Source organism: Streptomyces sp. UF-297 (genome assembly GCF_058245575.1).
Genome location: NZ_JBSIBZ010000026.1, coordinates 23,943 through 38,945 on the forward strand (window position 1 = coordinate 23,943; position 15,003 = coordinate 38,945).

Genomic DNA, 15,003 nt, shown 5'->3' on the forward strand with positions numbered 1-15,003 from the left:
GCATGACCTCGAAGATCAAGCCTGCCAAGGGCGCCCCGTACGCGCGCATTCTCGGCGTGGGCGGCTACCGCCCGACCCGTGTGGTGCCCAACGAGGAGATCCTCAAGCACATCGACTCCTCCGACGAGTGGATCCGCTCGCGGTCCGGCATCGCCACCCGCCACTGGGCGGGCCCGGAGGAGACCGTCGCCTCGATGTCCGTGGAGGCCTCCGGCAAGGCGATCGCCGATGCCGGGATCACGCCCGAGCAGATCGGCGCGGTGATCGTCTCGACCGTCTCGCACTTCAAGCAGACCCCGGCCATCGCGACCGAGATCGCCCACCGCGTCGGCGCGGGCAAGCCGGCCGCCTTCGACATCTCGGCGGGCTGCGCGGGCTTCGGCTACGGCCTCACCCTCGCCAAGGGCATGGTCACCGACGGCAGCGCCGAGTACGTGCTGGTCATCGGCGTGGAGCGGCTCTCGGACCTGACCGACCTCAAGGACCGCGCAACCGCCTTCCTCTTCGGCGACGGCGCCGGAGCGGTGGTCGTCGGCCCCGCCAACGAGCCCTCGATCGGCCCGACCGTGTGGGGCTCGGAGGGCGACAAGTCCGAGACGATCAAGCAGACGGTCGCCTGGGACGCCTACCGCCCCACCCCGGTCCCCGGCGGTGACGGCCCCGAGGCCCGCCCGGCCCTGGACGAGGTCCGTTACCCCGCCATCACCCAGGAGGGCCAGGCGGTCTTCCGCTGGGCCGTCTTCGAGATGGCCAAGGTCGCCCAGCAGGCGCTGGACGCGGCCGGGGTCAGCCCGGAGGACCTGGACGTCTTCATCCCGCACCAGGCCAACATGCGGATCATCGACTCGATGGTGAAGACTCTGAAACTGCCGGAGAGCGTCACGGTCGCCCGTGACGTGGAGACCACCGGCAACACCTCGGCCGCCTCCATTCCGCTCGCCATGGAGCGGCTGCTGGCGACCGGACAGGCCAAGAGCGGCGACACCGCGCTGGTCATCGGCTTCGGGGCGGGTCTCGTGTACGCCGCGACGGTCGTTACCCTCCCCTAGGCACGATCTGCGTGCCGCGGGCGTATCCGTACGTCCCCGGCCCGTGGGCCGTCGCCCAGAGCTTCACCGCATTACGTAATTCGTGCAGCGTTCACAACGGCGCTGCCACTGGAAATAATCGAAGGAGCGCCATCATGGCCGCCACTCAGGAAGAGATCGTCGCCGGTCTCGCCGAGATCGTTAACGAGATCGCCGGGATCCCCGTTGAGGACGTCCAGACGGACAAGTCCTTCACCGACGACCTGGACGTCGACTCGCTGTCCATGGTCGAGGTCGTCGTCGCCGCCGAAGAGCGCTTCGACGTGAAGATCCCGGACGACGACGTCAAGAACCTCAAGACCGTCGGCGACGCGACCGACTACATCCTCAAGCACCAGGGCTGATCCAGTCCCGCGCATGTCGCCACCCCGCGGTGGCGCCGTAGCTTCTCAACCCTCTACCCGTGGAGTAAGAAACCCCGTGAATGCGACCAATCGCACCGTGGTCGTCACCGGTATCGGCGCAACCACACCGCTGGGTGGCGACAGCGCATCGACCTGGGAGGGCCTGGTCGCCGGACGCTCCGGCGTCAGCCTTCTCGAAGACGACTGGGCGGCAGAGATGCCCGTCCGTATCGCCGCGCGGGCCGCTGTGGACCCCGGCGAGGTCATCCCCCGCCCGCAGGCCCGCAAGCTGGACCGCTCGGCGCAGTTCGCGCTGATCGCGGCCCGTGAGGCCTGGGCCGACGCGGGCTTCACCGCCCGGGCCGGCGAGGACTCCTCCGTGGACCCGGACCGCCTGGGCGCGGTCATCGCCTCCGGTATCGGCGGCGTGACCACCCTGCTCGGCCAGTACGACGTGCTCAAGGAGAAGGGCGTCCGCCGCGTCTCCCCGCACACCGTCCCGATGCTGATGCCCAACGGCCCGTCCGCCAACGTGGGCCTGGAGGTCAACGCCCGCGCCGGTGTGCACACCCCGGTCAGCGCCTGCGCGTCCGGCGCCGAGGCGATCGGCTACGCGATCGAGATGATCCGTACGGGCCGCGCCGACGTCGTCGTCGCCGGTGGCACCGAGGCGGCGATCCACCCGCTGCCCATGGCCGCGTTCGGCAACATGATGGCGATGTCGAAGAACAACGACGACCCGCAGGGCGCCTCCCGTCCCTACGACGCCGGGCGCAACGGCTTCGTGATGGGCGAGGGCTCCGGCGTGATCGTGCTGGAGTCGGCCGAGCACGCCGCCAAGCGCGGTGCCAAGGTGTACGCCGAGGCCGTCGGCCAGGGCATCTCCGCCGACAGCCACGACATCGTGCAGCCCGAGCCCTCCGGCAACGGCATCGCGCACGCGCTGCAGAACCTGCTGAGCAACACCGACCTGGACCCCGCCGAGATCGTGCACGTCAACGCGCACGCCACCTCGACCCCGCAGGGCGACCTGGCCGAGCTCAAGGGCCTGCGCAAGGTCTTCGGCGACGATGTCGACCACATGGCGATCTCCGCCACCAAGTCGATGACCGGGCACCTGCTCGGCGGCGCCGGCGGCGTGGAGACCGTGGCCTCGATCCTGGCGCTCTACAACCGTGTGGCCCCGCCGACGATCAACGTGGAGAACCTCGACCCCGAGGCGGACGCGGACATCGTGCGCGGCGAGGCCCGCGCGCTGCCCGCCGAGGGCCGCATCGCGGCGCTGAACGACTCCTTCGGCTTCGGCGGCCACAACGTCGTGCTGGCGTTCCGTACCGTCTGAGCCCGCGCGCACCCGCGTATCCGACGAAGGCCCGCCCGGTGACCGGGCGGGCCTTCGCGTCCCTGTTTCCCTCAGCCCTCCACGAAGCTGGCGAAGTACGCCGCGGCGCCGTCCTCGTCGCCGTGCCCCTGCTCCTGGGCCCGCCGGAACCGCTCGGCACAGGCCGCCGCGAGATCCAGCCGCAGACCCGCCTCCCGGGCCGCGTTCCCGATCAGCGCCGCGTCCTTGCGGGCCGCCGAGACGGTGAAACTCGGCGAGAAGTCGCCGCTGAGGATCAGCTCCGCCTTCGACTGGAGGTAGGGCGAGTCCAGCGGCCCGCCGGCCACCGCCTGGAGGAAGGCCCGGGGGTCCACCTCCAGGCCCTCGGCGAGCGCCAGGGCCTCCCCCGTCGCGTTGATCACGGACAGTACCCAGCTGTTGAAGACCAGCTTGAGGCGGCTGGCGGTGCCCGCGGCGGCGTCCTCGCCGACCCACAGCGTGCGCTGCCCCACGGCGTCCAGGACCCGGTCGGCCACGCCCCTGGCCTCGTGCGGTCCGGCCGCGAACACCGTCAACTGCCCTTTCTCCGCGGGCAGTTTGCTGCCCAGTACGGGGGCGTCGACCAGCACCGCGCCGTGCTCGCGGGCGAATGCGGCGAGCGGCGCCACGGCCTGCGCGCCCACCGTGCTCGTCTGGACCCAGACCGTGCCGGGACCGAGGGCGGGCGCCGCCGAGCGCATCGCGTCGAGTACGGCGGGGCCGTCCAGCAGCATGGTCACCACGGCGTCCGCGCCGCGCACCGCCTCGGCCGCGCTGTCGGTGACCTGGATGCCGTCGGCGGCCAGCGGCTCGGCCCTGGCGCGGGTACGGTTCCAGGCCCGGACCGTGAGCCCGGCCCCGGCGAGATTGCGGGCCATCGCCGCGCCCATGATTCCGGTGCCCAGAACGGCCACCGCGAAGTTGTCAGCCATGCCCGCACGCTAAGGCCTGGAGTGCACTCCAGGGCAAGGCGCCAGGAGCGGTCAGACGACCTGGTGGAGCCAGCGGACCGGGGCGCCCTCGCCGGCGTAGCGGAAGGGTTCCAGTTCGTCGTCCCAGGGCTTGCCGAGCAGCTTGGCGACCTCGGCCTGCAGGTCCGTCTCGCCGCGCGAGGAGCGGGCCAGGGCGGCGCGCAGCCGGTCCTCGGGGATGAGGATGTCGCCGTGGATGCCGGTGACGGCGTGGAAGATGCCCAGCTCGGGGGTGGAGCTGTAGCGCTCGCCCTCGGCGGTGGCGCAGGGCTCCGCGGTGACCTCGAAGCGCAGCAGGTGCCAGCCGCGCAGCGCGGAGGCGAGTTTGGAGGCGGTGCCCGATTCACCCTGCCAGGAGAACTCCGCTCTCCAGGTGCCGGGAGACGCGGGCTGGCGGATCCAGTCGAGATTGACGCGCACACCGAGGACGCCCGCCACGGCCCATTCGACGTGCGGGCACAGCGCGCGCGGAGCGGAGTGGACGTACAGAACTCCACGTGTCGTCACCGGGACCTCCAGTACGGTTCGAGGTTCGCCTTCCCCAGCGGCCTCGTGCCCGTTCCGGTAGCGGCCGGGACAGCTGCGCTCATTCTGCCCCAATGATCACTTCGGCACCAGCTTGCGAGGTTACCAACAGTAAACACCATTAGCCCCAATTTGCCGCAAAAGGGACAGGAAATGACGTGATGTAATTTGTCCGTGCCGACTGCACTTGCCACTTCGGGTCGCCGCCCGACTGTCTCGGCAAAGCTACCGCGCGGCGACGGCCGGGGAGTGACGTACGGTCGGTCCCGGAAGAGATATCACTCGCACGTCGGAGGGGACAGGGGATGGCGAAGATCGGTCGGCCCTTTCGGCGAATTCCACGAATCCGCCCCCGGACCGCCGCGGTCCGCACACTCACCGCGACCGCTCTGCTGCTGCCCTTGACCGCTTGCGGCGACCCTTCGGGAGGCGGCAACTCCCCCTCGCCGCAGGGCGGTACCGCGGCGAAGCGCCCCTCCGCCGCGTCCGCCTGGAAGACCCGCCCCGCCTCGATCGCGGCGCTCGGCGACTCCATCACCGTCGCCTTCGACGCCTGCACCGTGCTCGCGGACTGCCTCGAGGTCTCCTGGGCCACCGGCACCGACCCGCAGGTCGGCAGCCTGGCGCGGCGACTGGTGAAGACGCCCGCCACGCACAGCTGGAACCTGGCCAAGACCGGGGCCGTCGTCGCGGATCTGCCCGGGCAGGTCGACGCCGCCATCGAGCACCGGCCCGAGCTGGTCACGGTGCTGATCGGCGCCAACGACGCGTGCCGCAGCGACGTCTCGGCCATGACCCCGGCGGCCTCCTTCCGCGCGGAGTTCGAGGCCTCGCTGAAGAAGCTGCGGCAGGCGCTGCCCAAGACGCAGGTGTATGTGGCCGGGGTGCCGGATCTGATGCGGCTGTGGGAGGAGGGTCGTAAGAGTCAGGCGAGCAAGGACGTGTGGAAGCTGGGGATCTGCCAGTCGATGCTGCGGGCGCCCGACGACCTGGGACCGGCCGCGGTCCAGCGGCGCAAGAGCGTCCAGGACCGGGTGGTGGCGTACAACGCGGCGCTCAAGGACGTCTGCGCCAAGGACGGGCTGTGCCGCTACGACAAGGCGGTCTTCGACTACCGCTTCACCGCTGGGCAGTTGAGCGCCTGGGACTGGTTCCACCCCAGCAAGCAGGGGCAGCGGGAGCTGGCGGAGATGGCGTACCGGGAGATCACCCGGGAAGAATCCGGGACCCCTTAAGGGATCGCGAGCGGCAAGATCGTCCCTGGCGGCGACGGCCCGGGGCCCCTCGGCCCGCCACCATGGAGACTCGACCTGACTGCCGCAGTTCTCTGGGGGACGCACCACCATGACCGCACACCGCCGCACCGCCCGTATCGCCCTGGCCGCCACGGCGCTGACGCTGGTGGCCACCGGCTGCTCACTGATCCAGGAGACGCAGAAGGGCGAGCGCACCTACACGGTGGACGGCAAGGTCTCGGCGGTCTCGGCCGCCTCGCTGGGCGGCAACATCCGCGTCGTGGGCGGCGACGAGGCCGACGGCAAGGTGCGGGTGACGGAGAAGTACGAGTACACCGAGCGCAAGCCCCGGACCCAGCACTCCCTCAAGGGCGGCAGGCTGACGCTCGAGCAGGACGACTGCGGGAGCAAGGAAGGCACCTGCAATGTGAGCTTCGAGGTGACGGTGCCGCGGTCGGCGGCGGCCGACCTGGACACCGAGGGCGGCGATGTGTCCGTGCGCGGCACCTCGGGGACCATCGCGGCGCGCAGCAGCGGCGGCGATGTCGAGGTCCGGGACTCCGCGGCGCGGAAGGTGAAGATGCACACCGACGGCGGGGATGTGATCGCCGCCTTCAACGAGGCGCCGGACCAGTTGGAGGGGACCACCAGCGGAGGCAATGTCGATCTGCGCCTGCCGCGGGGCGACTACGCCATCGACGCGTCCACCGACGGCGGCAGCCGCAAGGTGGACGTCCCCTCCAGCGACAAGGCCCGGCACAAGGTCAAGGCGCACTCCAGCGGCGGGAACATCCTGGTGCGCTCCTCCTGAGCGCACCAGGGCGGGGCGGGGCTCTCAGTCGACGGTGACCTCCGCGGCCAGCCGGCGGTCGGTGACGCTGCGGGCGGCCTCGATGGCGTAGGTCCCCTCGATGAAGCGCCAGCCGTGGGCGGCCTGGTCCCAGATCTCGAAGGCCCGGCGCGGCAGGGCGATCTCGGCCTGGACGACCTCGCCGGGCGCGGCCTGCACACAGGCGAAACCGGCGAGCCTGCGGGCGGGGCGCCGGACGCCGTCGTGGACGGGCGCGAGATAGATCTGCACGACCTCGCGGCCGGGGCGGGTGCCGGTGTTGCGCACCCGGACCGTGGCGGTGGTGGGGGTGGCCCGGAGGGATTCGTACGCCCAGTCGGTGTAGCCCAGGCCGTGCCCGAAGGGGTACGCGGGCTTCGCCGCGGCCTGCTCCCAGGCGCGGTAGCCGATGAACACCCCTTCCTCGTACGGGAGTTGGCCGTTGATCGGGGTGACCTGGGTGACCGGGGCGTCCGCCAGGCGGGCCGGCCAGGTCGTGGGCAGCCGACCGCCCGGCTCGTGGGCGCCCAGCAGGACGTCGGCCAGGGCGTGGCCGGCCTCCTGGCCGGGGAACCAGCTCAGCAGGACCGCGGGGACCCGCTCGCGCCAGGGGAGCTCCACCGGGGAGCCGGAGTTGACGACCACGACGGTGTGCGGGTTGGCGGCGGCGATGCGGGCGACCAGGTCGTCCTGGCGGCCCGGGAGCCTGAGGTCCGTGCGGTCCCAGCCCTCGGACTCGACCTCTTCGGTGGTGGCCAGGACCACGATCGCGGCGTCGGCGGCGGAGGCCGTGCGCACCGCCTCGGCCAGTTCCTCCTCGGGGTCGCGCTGCGGCTCCAGATGGCCGAGTGCGAAGGTCAGCGCGGTCATGTCCTCGGCGGGTCCGAGGCTGAGCGGGGTGTAGCGCAGGGTGACCTGAAGCGGGCCGCCCGCGCTCAGGCGGGCCTGGACCCGGCGCTCGGCGGGGTTCATGAACGCTTCGAACGGGTCCTCGCCGCTCGGCGTGGAGCGGTCCTCGAACAGCACACGGCCGTCGACCGTCAGCCGCAGATCGCCGCTGCCGGCGACGGAGAAGGTGTGGATGCCGGTGGTCTGCGGGGTGAAGGTGCCGGTGAGTTCGATACGGGCGAGGGAGTGCGGGGTGACGCCCTCGGGGAAGCCGCCCAGCGCCTGCACCTTGCCGTCGGGCTGCGGCTGCTCGGCCAAAAGGCGGCCCTCGGCGTCCAGATAGCGGGCGCGCAGCTCGAAGCCCTCGCGGGCGTGGGGGACTTTGGTGCGCGGGTCGGCGCCGACGGCGAAGGTGACCTCGACGTCCTCGGGGAGGGCGGCGCGCAGGCCCTGGAGCGGGGAGACGACACGCTCGGGGAAGACGGTGGCCGAGCCGCCGCCGAGCACGCGGGCCTGCCGGGCGGCGGCGCCGATCACCGCGACCGAGCGCAGGGCGGTCGCCTCCAGGGGCAGTGCGCGGGCCGGACTCCCTTGGCGTACCGGCTCGTTGCGCAGCAGGACGAAGGAGCGGCGGGCGATCTCGCGGGCCGTCGCGCGGCCGTCGACGCGCGCGGGCAGCTCCTGCGGGGCCACGGCCGCGGGGGCCGTATCGAGGCAGCCCGCGCGGGCTGCCAGCAGCAGTACCCGGCGCACCGCGTCGTCCACCGCGCTCTCACCGACCCTGCCCTCGCGCACGGCACGGGCCAGCGGGGCGCCGAAGACCGTCCGCGGGCCCGGCATGGCGATGTCCAGGCCGCCGCGCAGGGCGCGCACGGTGTCGCGGGCCGCCGTCCAGTCGGAGACGTTGCAGCCGTCGAAACCCCACTCGCCGCGCAGGACTTCCTGTACGAGGTGGCGGTGCTCGGTCATCGTGGCGCCGTTGACCTGGTTGTAGGCGGTCATCAGGGCCCAGGGGCGGGCGGCGGCGACGATGTGCTCGAAGGGGGCGAGATACAGCTCGCGCAGCGGGCGCGGGGCGATGCGGTTGTCGACGGTGAAGCGGTCGGTCTCGGCGTCGTTGCCCACGAAGTGCTTGACGGTCGCGCCGACGCCGCCGTCCTGTACGCCCGAAACGTAGCCCGCGCCGATCGCGCCGGTCAGATACGGGTCCTCCGAATAGCACTCGAAGTGGCGCCCGCCCAGCGGGGAGCGGTGCAGGTTGACGGTGGGCGCCAGCAGGACGTGGACGCCCTTGCGGCGGGCCTCCTGGGCGAGGAGCCGGCCCGCGCGCCGGGCGAGCTCCGGGTCCCAGGTGGCGGCGAGCGCGGTGGGGCTGGGCAGGGCGACGGAGGGCTCCTTGGCGCTCCACTGCCGGCCGCGTACACCGATGGGGCCGTCCGACATGACCAGGGAGCGCAGTCCGATCGCGGGGACGGCGGGCAGGGTCCACATGTCCTGGCCGGACAGCAGACGGGCCTTGGTGTCCAGGTCGAGCGCGGCCAGGGCGCGTTCGACTGCCGCGGCGCGCTCGGCGTCGGCGGCGCTGCCGAGGGTCGCGGCGGCGCCGCCGAGGGATGGGGCGCGGACCCCGCCCCGCTCCTGGTCCCGCTCGCGGTCGGTCATACGGCGCTCCTTGCATGCGGCTTGCATACGGCCGGATACGGCACTCCCCGAAGTGGGGCTTTGCGGGCCCCGGTTCGAATGGTGATGCCTCAACTCGCTTTCACCGTGCGTGCGGTAGGCATCGTAATTCTTCCGTAATCTCGCGGGAAGTCCCCCGTACGGGGGTTACGCTCGGCCGGTGAACGCAGGACAGCGGGGCGGGGGGCGCGAGGCACGGCGCGCGGAGCGGCGCGCGGCGATCCTCCAGGCCGCCGTGGAGCTGATCGCCGAGCGCGGCTACCGCGGCACGTCCCTGGCCGCGGTCGCGGAGCGGGCCGGGCTGACCCAGCAGGGCCTGCTGCACCACTTCCCCAACAAGGAACTCCTCCTGGTGGGGGTCCTGGAGGCGCGCGACCGCTGGGATCTGGCCTCGGCCCTCGCCTCCGGCTCCTGGCGCACCGGCACCCTGGCCCAGCTGGTGGAGTACAACGCCACCCGGCCGGGCCTCGTGCAGACCTACACCGTGCTGTCCGGCGACAGCGTCACCGAGGACCACCCCGCCCGTGACTTCTTCGAGCGGCGCTACCGGGCCGTGCGCGGGTCCCTGGCGGACGCGCTGCGCGCGGAGTTCGGCGACGAGCTGCCGGGCGGGCTGACGCCGGAGCGCGCGGCGCCGCTGCTGGCGGCCGTCATGGACGGGCTCCAGCTCCAGTGGCTGCTGGACCCGCAGAGCGTGGACATGGCGGCGGCCTTCCGTGACTTCCTGGCGCTGCTGGGCACCGCACAGGGCGGCCGCCAGGCTTGATGCGGCGAACGCTCCACGGGAAGCGGTGGGTCACCCGCGAATCGTCCGTGGCCGGTCGCGCACACGCGGCGCAGCCGCACAGCGACACGGCCCCGCGCCCCCTTATCGGGGCGCGTCCGAGTTCTTCAGGACCTCGATGATGCTGCCGTAGCTGTCGGAGCCGTGGCCGGCCGCGGCGGCGCGCTCCATGGTGGCCTTCAGCAGATGCGGCAGGGCGTTGTCGATGCCGCGGGCCTCGGCGGCGTGGATGAGGTGGTCGATGGTCGCGATCTGGATGTCGACGGTGGCGTCGTCGCCCGGGTAGCGCCCGGCGTCCACTTGGGCCGCGTAGGTGGTCATGAAGCCGCTCACGGCGGTGAGCCAGCGCAGCGCGATGCGGGTGAAGGCCGTGGCGTTCGTCGCCTGCGCCGTGACCACTGCGGTGCCGTGCAGCCAGCCGGTGAAGGCGGACCACATCAGGCCGAGCAGGGCGACGTCGTAGAGGGAGGCGAGGCCGGGGTCGGTGCCCAGGTGGACCGGGTCGCCGAGGGCGGTGAGCGCCGGGCGGTGGGCCTCCAGGAGGGCCGCGTCGCCGCTGTAGAGGAACATCGTCTCGGGGCTGCCGACGCCGGGCGGGGTGGTCATGACCGCGCCGTCGAGGTAGGCGGCGCCGTGCCGCGCGGCCCACGCGGTGGCCTCGTGGGCCTGCTCCGGGGAGCCGGAGGTGAGGTTGACCAGGGTCCTGCCCCCAAGTGCGGCGGCGGCCGGGTCGAGGAGGCCGTACATGACGTCGTAGTCCAGGACGCAGACGATGGTCAGGCCGCTCGCCGCGACGGCCTCGGCGGGGGTGGCCGCGAGCGTGGCGCCCTGGGCGAGCAGCGCGTCGGCCTTGCCCGGGGAGCGGTTCCAGACGGTGGTGGGGTGGCCCTTGGCCAGCAGCGCGGCGGCCAGCGCCGAGCCCATCGAGCCCAGTCCGATGACGGTGACGGCCTCGCGTTCGCGGTTCATGAGTTTTCTCCAGATATGCCGGGGAGTTCCGCCTGATGGCGGTTGATCACGTACGGACCACCTTCACAGCGGGCGGCGGGCCGGAACAGTGACAGGAGTGACCGCTGTCGCCAAATTCCTGCCAGGCTCCTGGCGTACGCTCCGGGCATGAGCGCTGGTTCCGTCGCCCTGGTCGTGCCCGAGGACATCGGGATCCCCTCGTGGGACCTGTACGAACTGAGCATCCCGTGCACGGTCTTCGGCAAGCCGCAGCCCGACCTGGCCGACCCCTGGTACGACCTGCGGCTGTGCGGGGACGGCACGTCGGTGGGCGGCGGGCAGGGCGGCGATCGGGCCGAGTCCGGGCTCCAGCTGCGCAGCCGCCACGGGCTCGCGGACCTGGCGGGCGCCGGCACCGTCATCGTGACGTCGGTGCCCGACGCCTGTGTCGAGGACGGCGCTCCCGTACCGCCCGAACTGGTCGGCGCCCTGCGGCAGGCGTACGACGCGGGCGCCCGCATGGTCTCGCTGTGCACCGGCGCCTTCGCGCTCGCCGAGGCCGGGCTGCTGGACGGGCGGCGCGCCACCGCCCACTGGATGCACACCGCGCAACTGGCGGCGCGCTACCCGAAGGTGCGGGTCGACGACTCGGTGCTGTACGTGGACGACGGCGATGTGCTCACCAGCGCCGGGCTGACCGCCGGGCTGGACCTGTGCCTGCATCTGGTCCGCCGCGACCTGGGCGCACACGTCGCCACCCAGCTGGCCCGCCGGATGGTGGTGCCCGCGCACCGGCCGGGCGGACAGGCGCAGTTCATCGACCACTCCGTACCCGCGACGGACGAGGCGGGCCTGGGGCCCGTACTGGCCTGGGCCCTTGAGAACCTGGACCGGCCGCTGACGGTGGAGGACCTGGCCCGGCGCGCCGCGCTGAGCCCGCGCACCTTCTACCGGAGGCTGCGCGAGGCGACCGGGGTGACCCCGCTGCAGTGGCTGCTCAACCAGCGCATCGGGCAGGCGCAGGGGCTGCTGGAGTCCACCTCGCTGCCGGTGGAGAAGATCGCCGGACTCAGCGGGCTGGGCACGGCCAACAATCTGCGCCACCACTTCCTCAAGCAGGTCGGCATCTCACCGACGGACTACCGGCGGGCGTTCCCCGGAGCGGCCCGTACGGAGGCGGTGGCGCGCCCACGGGCCGGGCGGGACTGACCGGGCGGGGCACTCAGCGTGATCGGTGCGGCACGTATGCGCCTCTACCGCCGTGGGGTTCGCACCCGCTTTACTCCCCCCATGAATCGCATACGCACCAGAGCAGTCGCGGTGGGCGCCGCCCTGCTGGCCTCCCTCCCTCTCGTACCGCTGACGCTCGCGACGCCCGCCGCGGCGACAGCCTCCCGAGCGGCCACCGTCGAAGAGGGGCGGCTGTCCGCCGCCGTGCCGCAGGAGATCCTGCGGCGCAGCGGATTCGACGCCGTGGCCCGGCAGTTCGCGCGCGGGCTGCGAGAGGTGGACTCCTACGGCGAGAGCAAGCGGTACGTCGCGCGCGAGGGGCGCGAGCTGTGGCGGCGGGCGGTGGACCGCGTCCAGGGGCGCGGTCCGGCGGGTGGCGATCTGAGCAGGGACGACGACCGGCCGCTGTACTGGGCGCGGCTGGGGATGACCAAGGCGCTGCGCGAGTGGAAGCCGGACTTCCGGCTCGACCGGACCCAATGGGACGCGCTGCTGGGCGCGTTGGAGCGCTCCTCCCGGGGCCAGGACTCCATCGACCTGCCCGCAGGCCAGCGCGTCCTGCGTATCGTCGTCACCGGTTTCGACCCCTTCCAGCTGGACGCGGACGCGCGGCGCAGCAACCCGTCGGGGGCCGCGGCGCTGGCGCTGGACGGGCGGACGATCCGTACGGCATCGGGGCGGCTCGCCCGGGTGGAGACCGCGGTCTTCCCCGTGCGCTGGGCGGACTTCGCCGAGGGGACGGTGGAGCGGACGCTGCTGCCGCACTTCAGGAGCGGGCCGCGCCGGGTGGATGTGTTCACCACCATCAGCCAGGGGCGGCCGGGGCGTTTCGACGTGGAGCGGACCAACGGGGCCTGGCGGGGCGGATATCCGGACAACGCACGCGTCTCGCGCACGGAGACGGTGCCGATTCCGCCCGGCGTGCCGACCGTGCGCCCGCAGCCGCAGTGGACCTCCACCACGCTTCCCTACGAGCGGATCACCGAGGCCGCCACCGGCCCGTACCCGGTGCGGGACAACACCGCCGTCACCGAGATCCCGGCGGGCGGCACGCAGCCCGTGGAGCGCCCGGACGGGCCGACGCCCGGCTCCACGGCGCGCGAGGGCGGCGGCGGGAACTATCTCTCCAACGAGATCGCCTACCGGGCGACGCTGCTGCGCGACGCGCTGCGTCCGAGGGAGCCGCGATCAGAAGGAGCCGGGCGCGGCCTGTCGGTGAGGGGTGGTGGTCGGGTGACGGGTGGGCATCTGCACACGCCCGTCCTCCAGTTCGGCCCGGGCAACGGCGATCCGGCGACCGGTACGGTCACCGATCCGGCCTTCGTGCGCAACCGGGTCGCCATCACCGAGCAGATTCAGAAGATCGTCGCGGTGGCGGCCGGGACCGTACGGCGGTGAGGGGGGCCGGGGCGTCCCGTCCGTGACCGGACGGTGTGCTCCGCCACAGACGGGGCGCGCTCCCGCGGACATCATGGGGCGATGATCATCGCAGCAGCGCAGTTCGCGGCCGTCCCCCTCGATGCCGGTGCCAATGCGGCACGGATGGCCGCGCTCCTCACCGAGGCCGCCGGGCGCGGGGCCGCGCTCGTCGCCTTCGCCGAACTGGCGCTGACCAACTACGAGCTGGCGGGCATCGCGGCCGACCCCGGGCGGTACGGGTTCGGCGCGGACGACCCGCGGCTGGACCCGGTCCGCGAGGCCTGCCGTGCGGCGGGGGCGGCCGCGGTCGTCAACTGCCCCGGCCGCACGGCGGACGGCCGCCTGGCGATCACCTCGTACGTGTACGGGCCCGACGGCGCGCTCCTGGCCCGCTACGACAAGCGGCACCTGTACGGGGCGGAGCGGGACGTGTTCACGCCGGGGACGGACGAGGGCGGCCGCTTCGCCCTCGACGGCCTCCCCTTCGCCCTGGCCACCTGCTACGACAACGCCTTTCCCGACGTGGCGCGGCGCGCCGCGGCGGACGGCTGCCGGGTGTATGTGGCCTCGTCCTTCCACGGCGCACCGGAGCGGCTGGGGCTCTACCCCGCCCACGCCCGCGACAACGGCCTGCACGTGCTCCTGGCCAACGGCCTGGGCCCCGGCTCCCCCGGCCCGGCCTGCGGCCTCAGCGGCGCCTGGGCCCCGGACGGAACGCCGGTGGGCCGGGCGCCGGCGGATGCCGAGGGCCTCGTACTGGCCGAAGTGGAGACGTCCTAGGAGACGTCCTCAGGGAGACGCCTCAGGGGAGTTCGTCCACCGTCGGGTAGGACGGCTGGGCGCCGGGCTTGGTGACGGAGGCGGCGCCCACGCGGACGGCGAAGCGGGCCGCTTCGGGCAGGCTCTCGCCGCTCGCGAGGCGGGTGGTGAGGGCGCCGGTGAAGGCGTCGCCCGCGCCCGTGGTGTCGACGGGGTCGACCTTGACGCCGGGCACGGTGGTGGGGCCGGAGGCGTCCAGGACCAGGGCGCCGTCGCCGCCCAGGGTGACCACGACCGAGCGGGCGCCGCGCTCGCGCAGCGCGCGGGCCCAGTCGGCCGGGGTGCCGTCGGTGACGCCGGACAGCTGCTGCGCCTCGTGCTCGTTGACGACCAGCGGGTCGGCGGCGGCGAGGAGTTCGGGGGCCAGGTCCTTCGGGGTGGGCGAGGGGTTGAGGACGACGCGGGTGCCCGCCGCGACGGCGGTGCTCGCGGTGGCCCGTACGGTCTCCATCGGGACCTCCAGCTGGAGGGAGACGGCGCGGGCGGCGGCGATGACGTCCTTGGCGGCGGCCACGTCCTCGGGGGTGAGGGCGGCGTTGGCGCCGGGGGAGACGACGATGCTGTTGTCGCCGTCCGGGCCGACGATGATCATCGCGGTGCCGGTGCGGGCCGGCTCGTCGACGATGACGTGGCGGGTGTCGGTGCCCGCCGCGCGCTGGGCGTCCAGGAGGAGGCGGCCGTAGGCGTCGCCGCCGACCCGGGCCAGCAGGGCCACCGAGGCCCCCAGCCTGGCCGCGGCGGCGGCCTGGTTGGCGCCCTTGCCGCCCGCCGACTCCATCAGGTCCGTGCCGAGCACGGTCTCGCCCGCGCCGGGCCTGCGGTCCACCCGGACCATGAGGTCGGCGTTGGCCGAGCCCACCACCAGCACGTCGTACATGTGCGT

General features: G+C 73.1%; 14 protein-coding genes. 9 read left to right on the plus strand and 5 right to left on the minus strand.

What is annotated here, in order from left to right; genetic code table 11:
- Positions 1-2 precede the first annotated feature (2 nt).
- From AC4IJH_RS17360 to AC4IJH_RS17370, 3 genes are all read left to right on the plus strand, one after another.
- Positions 3-1,049: a ketoacyl-ACP synthase III gene (locus AC4IJH_RS17360; protein ID WP_490852631.1), complete on the plus strand. Its 1,047-nt coding sequence runs from the start codon at positions 3-5 to the stop codon at positions 1,047-1,049.
- A 134-nt stretch (positions 1,050-1,183) separates the two neighbouring features.
- Positions 1,184-1,432 (plus strand): acyl carrier protein, encoded by a 249-nt coding sequence (locus AC4IJH_RS17365; protein WP_490852632.1) that lies wholly within the window; start codon positions 1,184-1,186, stop codon positions 1,430-1,432.
- Positions 1,433-1,508: 76 nt separating this feature from the next.
- Entirely contained in the window at positions 1,509-2,774 is a 1,266-nt protein-coding gene (locus AC4IJH_RS17370; protein WP_490852633.1) for a beta-ketoacyl-[acyl-carrier-protein] synthase family protein, read from the plus strand.
- 71 nt (positions 2,775-2,845) lie between these two features.
- Here the strand turns inward: AC4IJH_RS17370 and AC4IJH_RS17375 are convergent, their stop codons facing one another.
- Both AC4IJH_RS17375 and AC4IJH_RS17380 read right to left on the minus strand, forming a co-directional pair.
- Positions 2,846-3,724 (minus strand): NAD(P)-dependent oxidoreductase, encoded by an 879-nt coding sequence (locus AC4IJH_RS17375; RefSeq protein ID WP_490852634.1) that lies wholly within the window; start codon positions 3,722-3,724, stop codon positions 2,846-2,848.
- 51 nt (positions 3,725-3,775) lie between these two features.
- On the minus strand, positions 3,776-4,270 hold the full coding sequence (locus AC4IJH_RS17380; protein ID WP_490852635.1) for a DUF3145 domain-containing protein: 495 nt from the start codon (positions 4,268-4,270) through the stop codon (positions 3,776-3,778).
- Between the two features lie 323 nt (positions 4,271-4,593).
- Between AC4IJH_RS17380 and AC4IJH_RS17385 the strand changes: the two genes are divergently transcribed.
- Both AC4IJH_RS17385 and AC4IJH_RS17390 read left to right on the plus strand, forming a co-directional pair.
- Positions 4,594-5,523 carry an SGNH/GDSL hydrolase family protein gene (locus AC4IJH_RS17385; protein WP_490852636.1) on the plus strand — a complete coding sequence of 310 codons (930 nt, stop codon included), beginning with the start codon at positions 4,594-4,596 and terminating at the stop codon, positions 5,521-5,523.
- A gap of 109 nt (positions 5,524-5,632) precedes the next feature.
- A complete protein-coding gene (locus AC4IJH_RS17390; RefSeq protein ID WP_490852637.1) occupies positions 5,633-6,334 on the plus strand; it encodes a DUF4097 family beta strand repeat-containing protein in 702 nt (233 codons plus the stop codon).
- Between the two features lie 24 nt (positions 6,335-6,358).
- On the opposite strand, the gene AC4IJH_RS17395 is transcribed toward AC4IJH_RS17390, so the two are convergent.
- Positions 6,359-8,902, minus strand: a complete 2,544-nt coding sequence (locus AC4IJH_RS17395; protein WP_490852638.1) for a glycoside hydrolase family 3 protein — start codon at positions 8,900-8,902, stop codon at positions 6,359-6,361.
- A 178-nt stretch (positions 8,903-9,080) separates the two neighbouring features.
- Here AC4IJH_RS17395 and AC4IJH_RS17400 point away from each other — a divergent pair, with 178 nt between their 5' ends.
- Positions 9,081-9,686 (plus strand): TetR/AcrR family transcriptional regulator, encoded by a 606-nt coding sequence (locus AC4IJH_RS17400; protein ID WP_490852639.1) that lies wholly within the window; start codon positions 9,081-9,083, stop codon positions 9,684-9,686.
- Between the two features lie 102 nt (positions 9,687-9,788).
- On the opposite strand, the gene AC4IJH_RS17405 is transcribed toward AC4IJH_RS17400, so the two are convergent.
- Positions 9,789-10,673: an NAD(P)-dependent oxidoreductase gene (locus AC4IJH_RS17405; RefSeq protein ID WP_490852640.1), complete on the minus strand. Its 885-nt coding sequence runs from the start codon at positions 10,671-10,673 to the stop codon at positions 9,789-9,791.
- Between the two features lie 168 nt (positions 10,674-10,841).
- Between AC4IJH_RS17405 and AC4IJH_RS17410 the strand changes: the two genes are divergently transcribed.
- From AC4IJH_RS17410 to AC4IJH_RS17420, 3 genes are all read left to right on the plus strand, one after another.
- Complete coding sequence (locus AC4IJH_RS17410; RefSeq protein ID WP_490852685.1) at positions 10,842-11,861, plus strand: GlxA family transcriptional regulator; 1,020 nt, start codon at positions 10,842-10,844, stop codon at positions 11,859-11,861.
- An 81-nt stretch (positions 11,862-11,942) separates the two neighbouring features.
- Entirely contained in the window at positions 11,943-13,280 is a 1,338-nt protein-coding gene (locus tag AC4IJH_RS17415; RefSeq protein ID WP_490852641.1) for a PA0049 family protein, read from the plus strand.
- Positions 13,281-13,361: 81 nt separating this feature from the next.
- Positions 13,362-14,081 (plus strand): carbon-nitrogen hydrolase family protein, encoded by a 720-nt coding sequence (locus AC4IJH_RS17420; RefSeq protein ID WP_490852642.1) that lies wholly within the window; start codon positions 13,362-13,364, stop codon positions 14,079-14,081.
- 22 nt (positions 14,082-14,103) lie between these two features.
- On the opposite strand, the gene rbsK is transcribed toward AC4IJH_RS17420, so the two are convergent.
- Positions 14,104-14,997 carry a ribokinase gene (gene rbsK / locus AC4IJH_RS17425; protein WP_490852686.1) on the minus strand — a complete coding sequence of 298 codons (894 nt, stop codon included), beginning with the start codon at positions 14,995-14,997 and terminating at the stop codon, positions 14,104-14,106.
- Positions 14,998-15,003 lie beyond the last annotated feature (6 nt).

Coding starts and splice junctions, on each gene's coding strand:
- AC4IJH_RS17385 (WP_490852636.1), top strand. CDS start 4,594: ATGGCGAAGATCGGTCGGCCCTTTCGGCGAATTCCACGAATCCGCCCC.
- AC4IJH_RS17420 (WP_490852642.1), top strand. CDS start 13,362: ATGATCATCGCAGCAGCGCAGTTCGCGGCCGTCCCCCTCGATGCCGGT.
- AC4IJH_RS17395 (WP_490852638.1), bottom strand. CDS start 8,902: ATGACCGACCGCGAGCGGGACCAGGAGCGGGGCGGGGTCCGCGCCCCA.
- AC4IJH_RS17390 (WP_490852637.1), top strand. CDS start 5,633: ATGACCGCACACCGCCGCACCGCCCGTATCGCCCTGGCCGCCACGGCG.
- AC4IJH_RS17405 (WP_490852640.1), bottom strand. CDS start 10,673: ATGAACCGCGAACGCGAGGCCGTCACCGTCATCGGACTGGGCTCGATG.
- AC4IJH_RS17365 (WP_490852632.1), top strand. CDS start 1,184: ATGGCCGCCACTCAGGAAGAGATCGTCGCCGGTCTCGCCGAGATCGTT.
- AC4IJH_RS17375 (WP_490852634.1), bottom strand. CDS start 3,724: ATGGCTGACAACTTCGCGGTGGCCGTTCTGGGCACCGGAATCATGGGC.
- AC4IJH_RS17360 (WP_490852631.1), top strand. CDS start 3: ATGACCTCGAAGATCAAGCCTGCCAAGGGCGCCCCGTACGCGCGCATT.
- rbsK (WP_490852686.1), bottom strand. CDS start 14,997: ATGTACGACGTGCTGGTGGTGGGCTCGGCCAACGCCGACCTCATGGTC.
- AC4IJH_RS17415 (WP_490852641.1), top strand. CDS start 11,943: ATGAATCGCATACGCACCAGAGCAGTCGCGGTGGGCGCCGCCCTGCTG.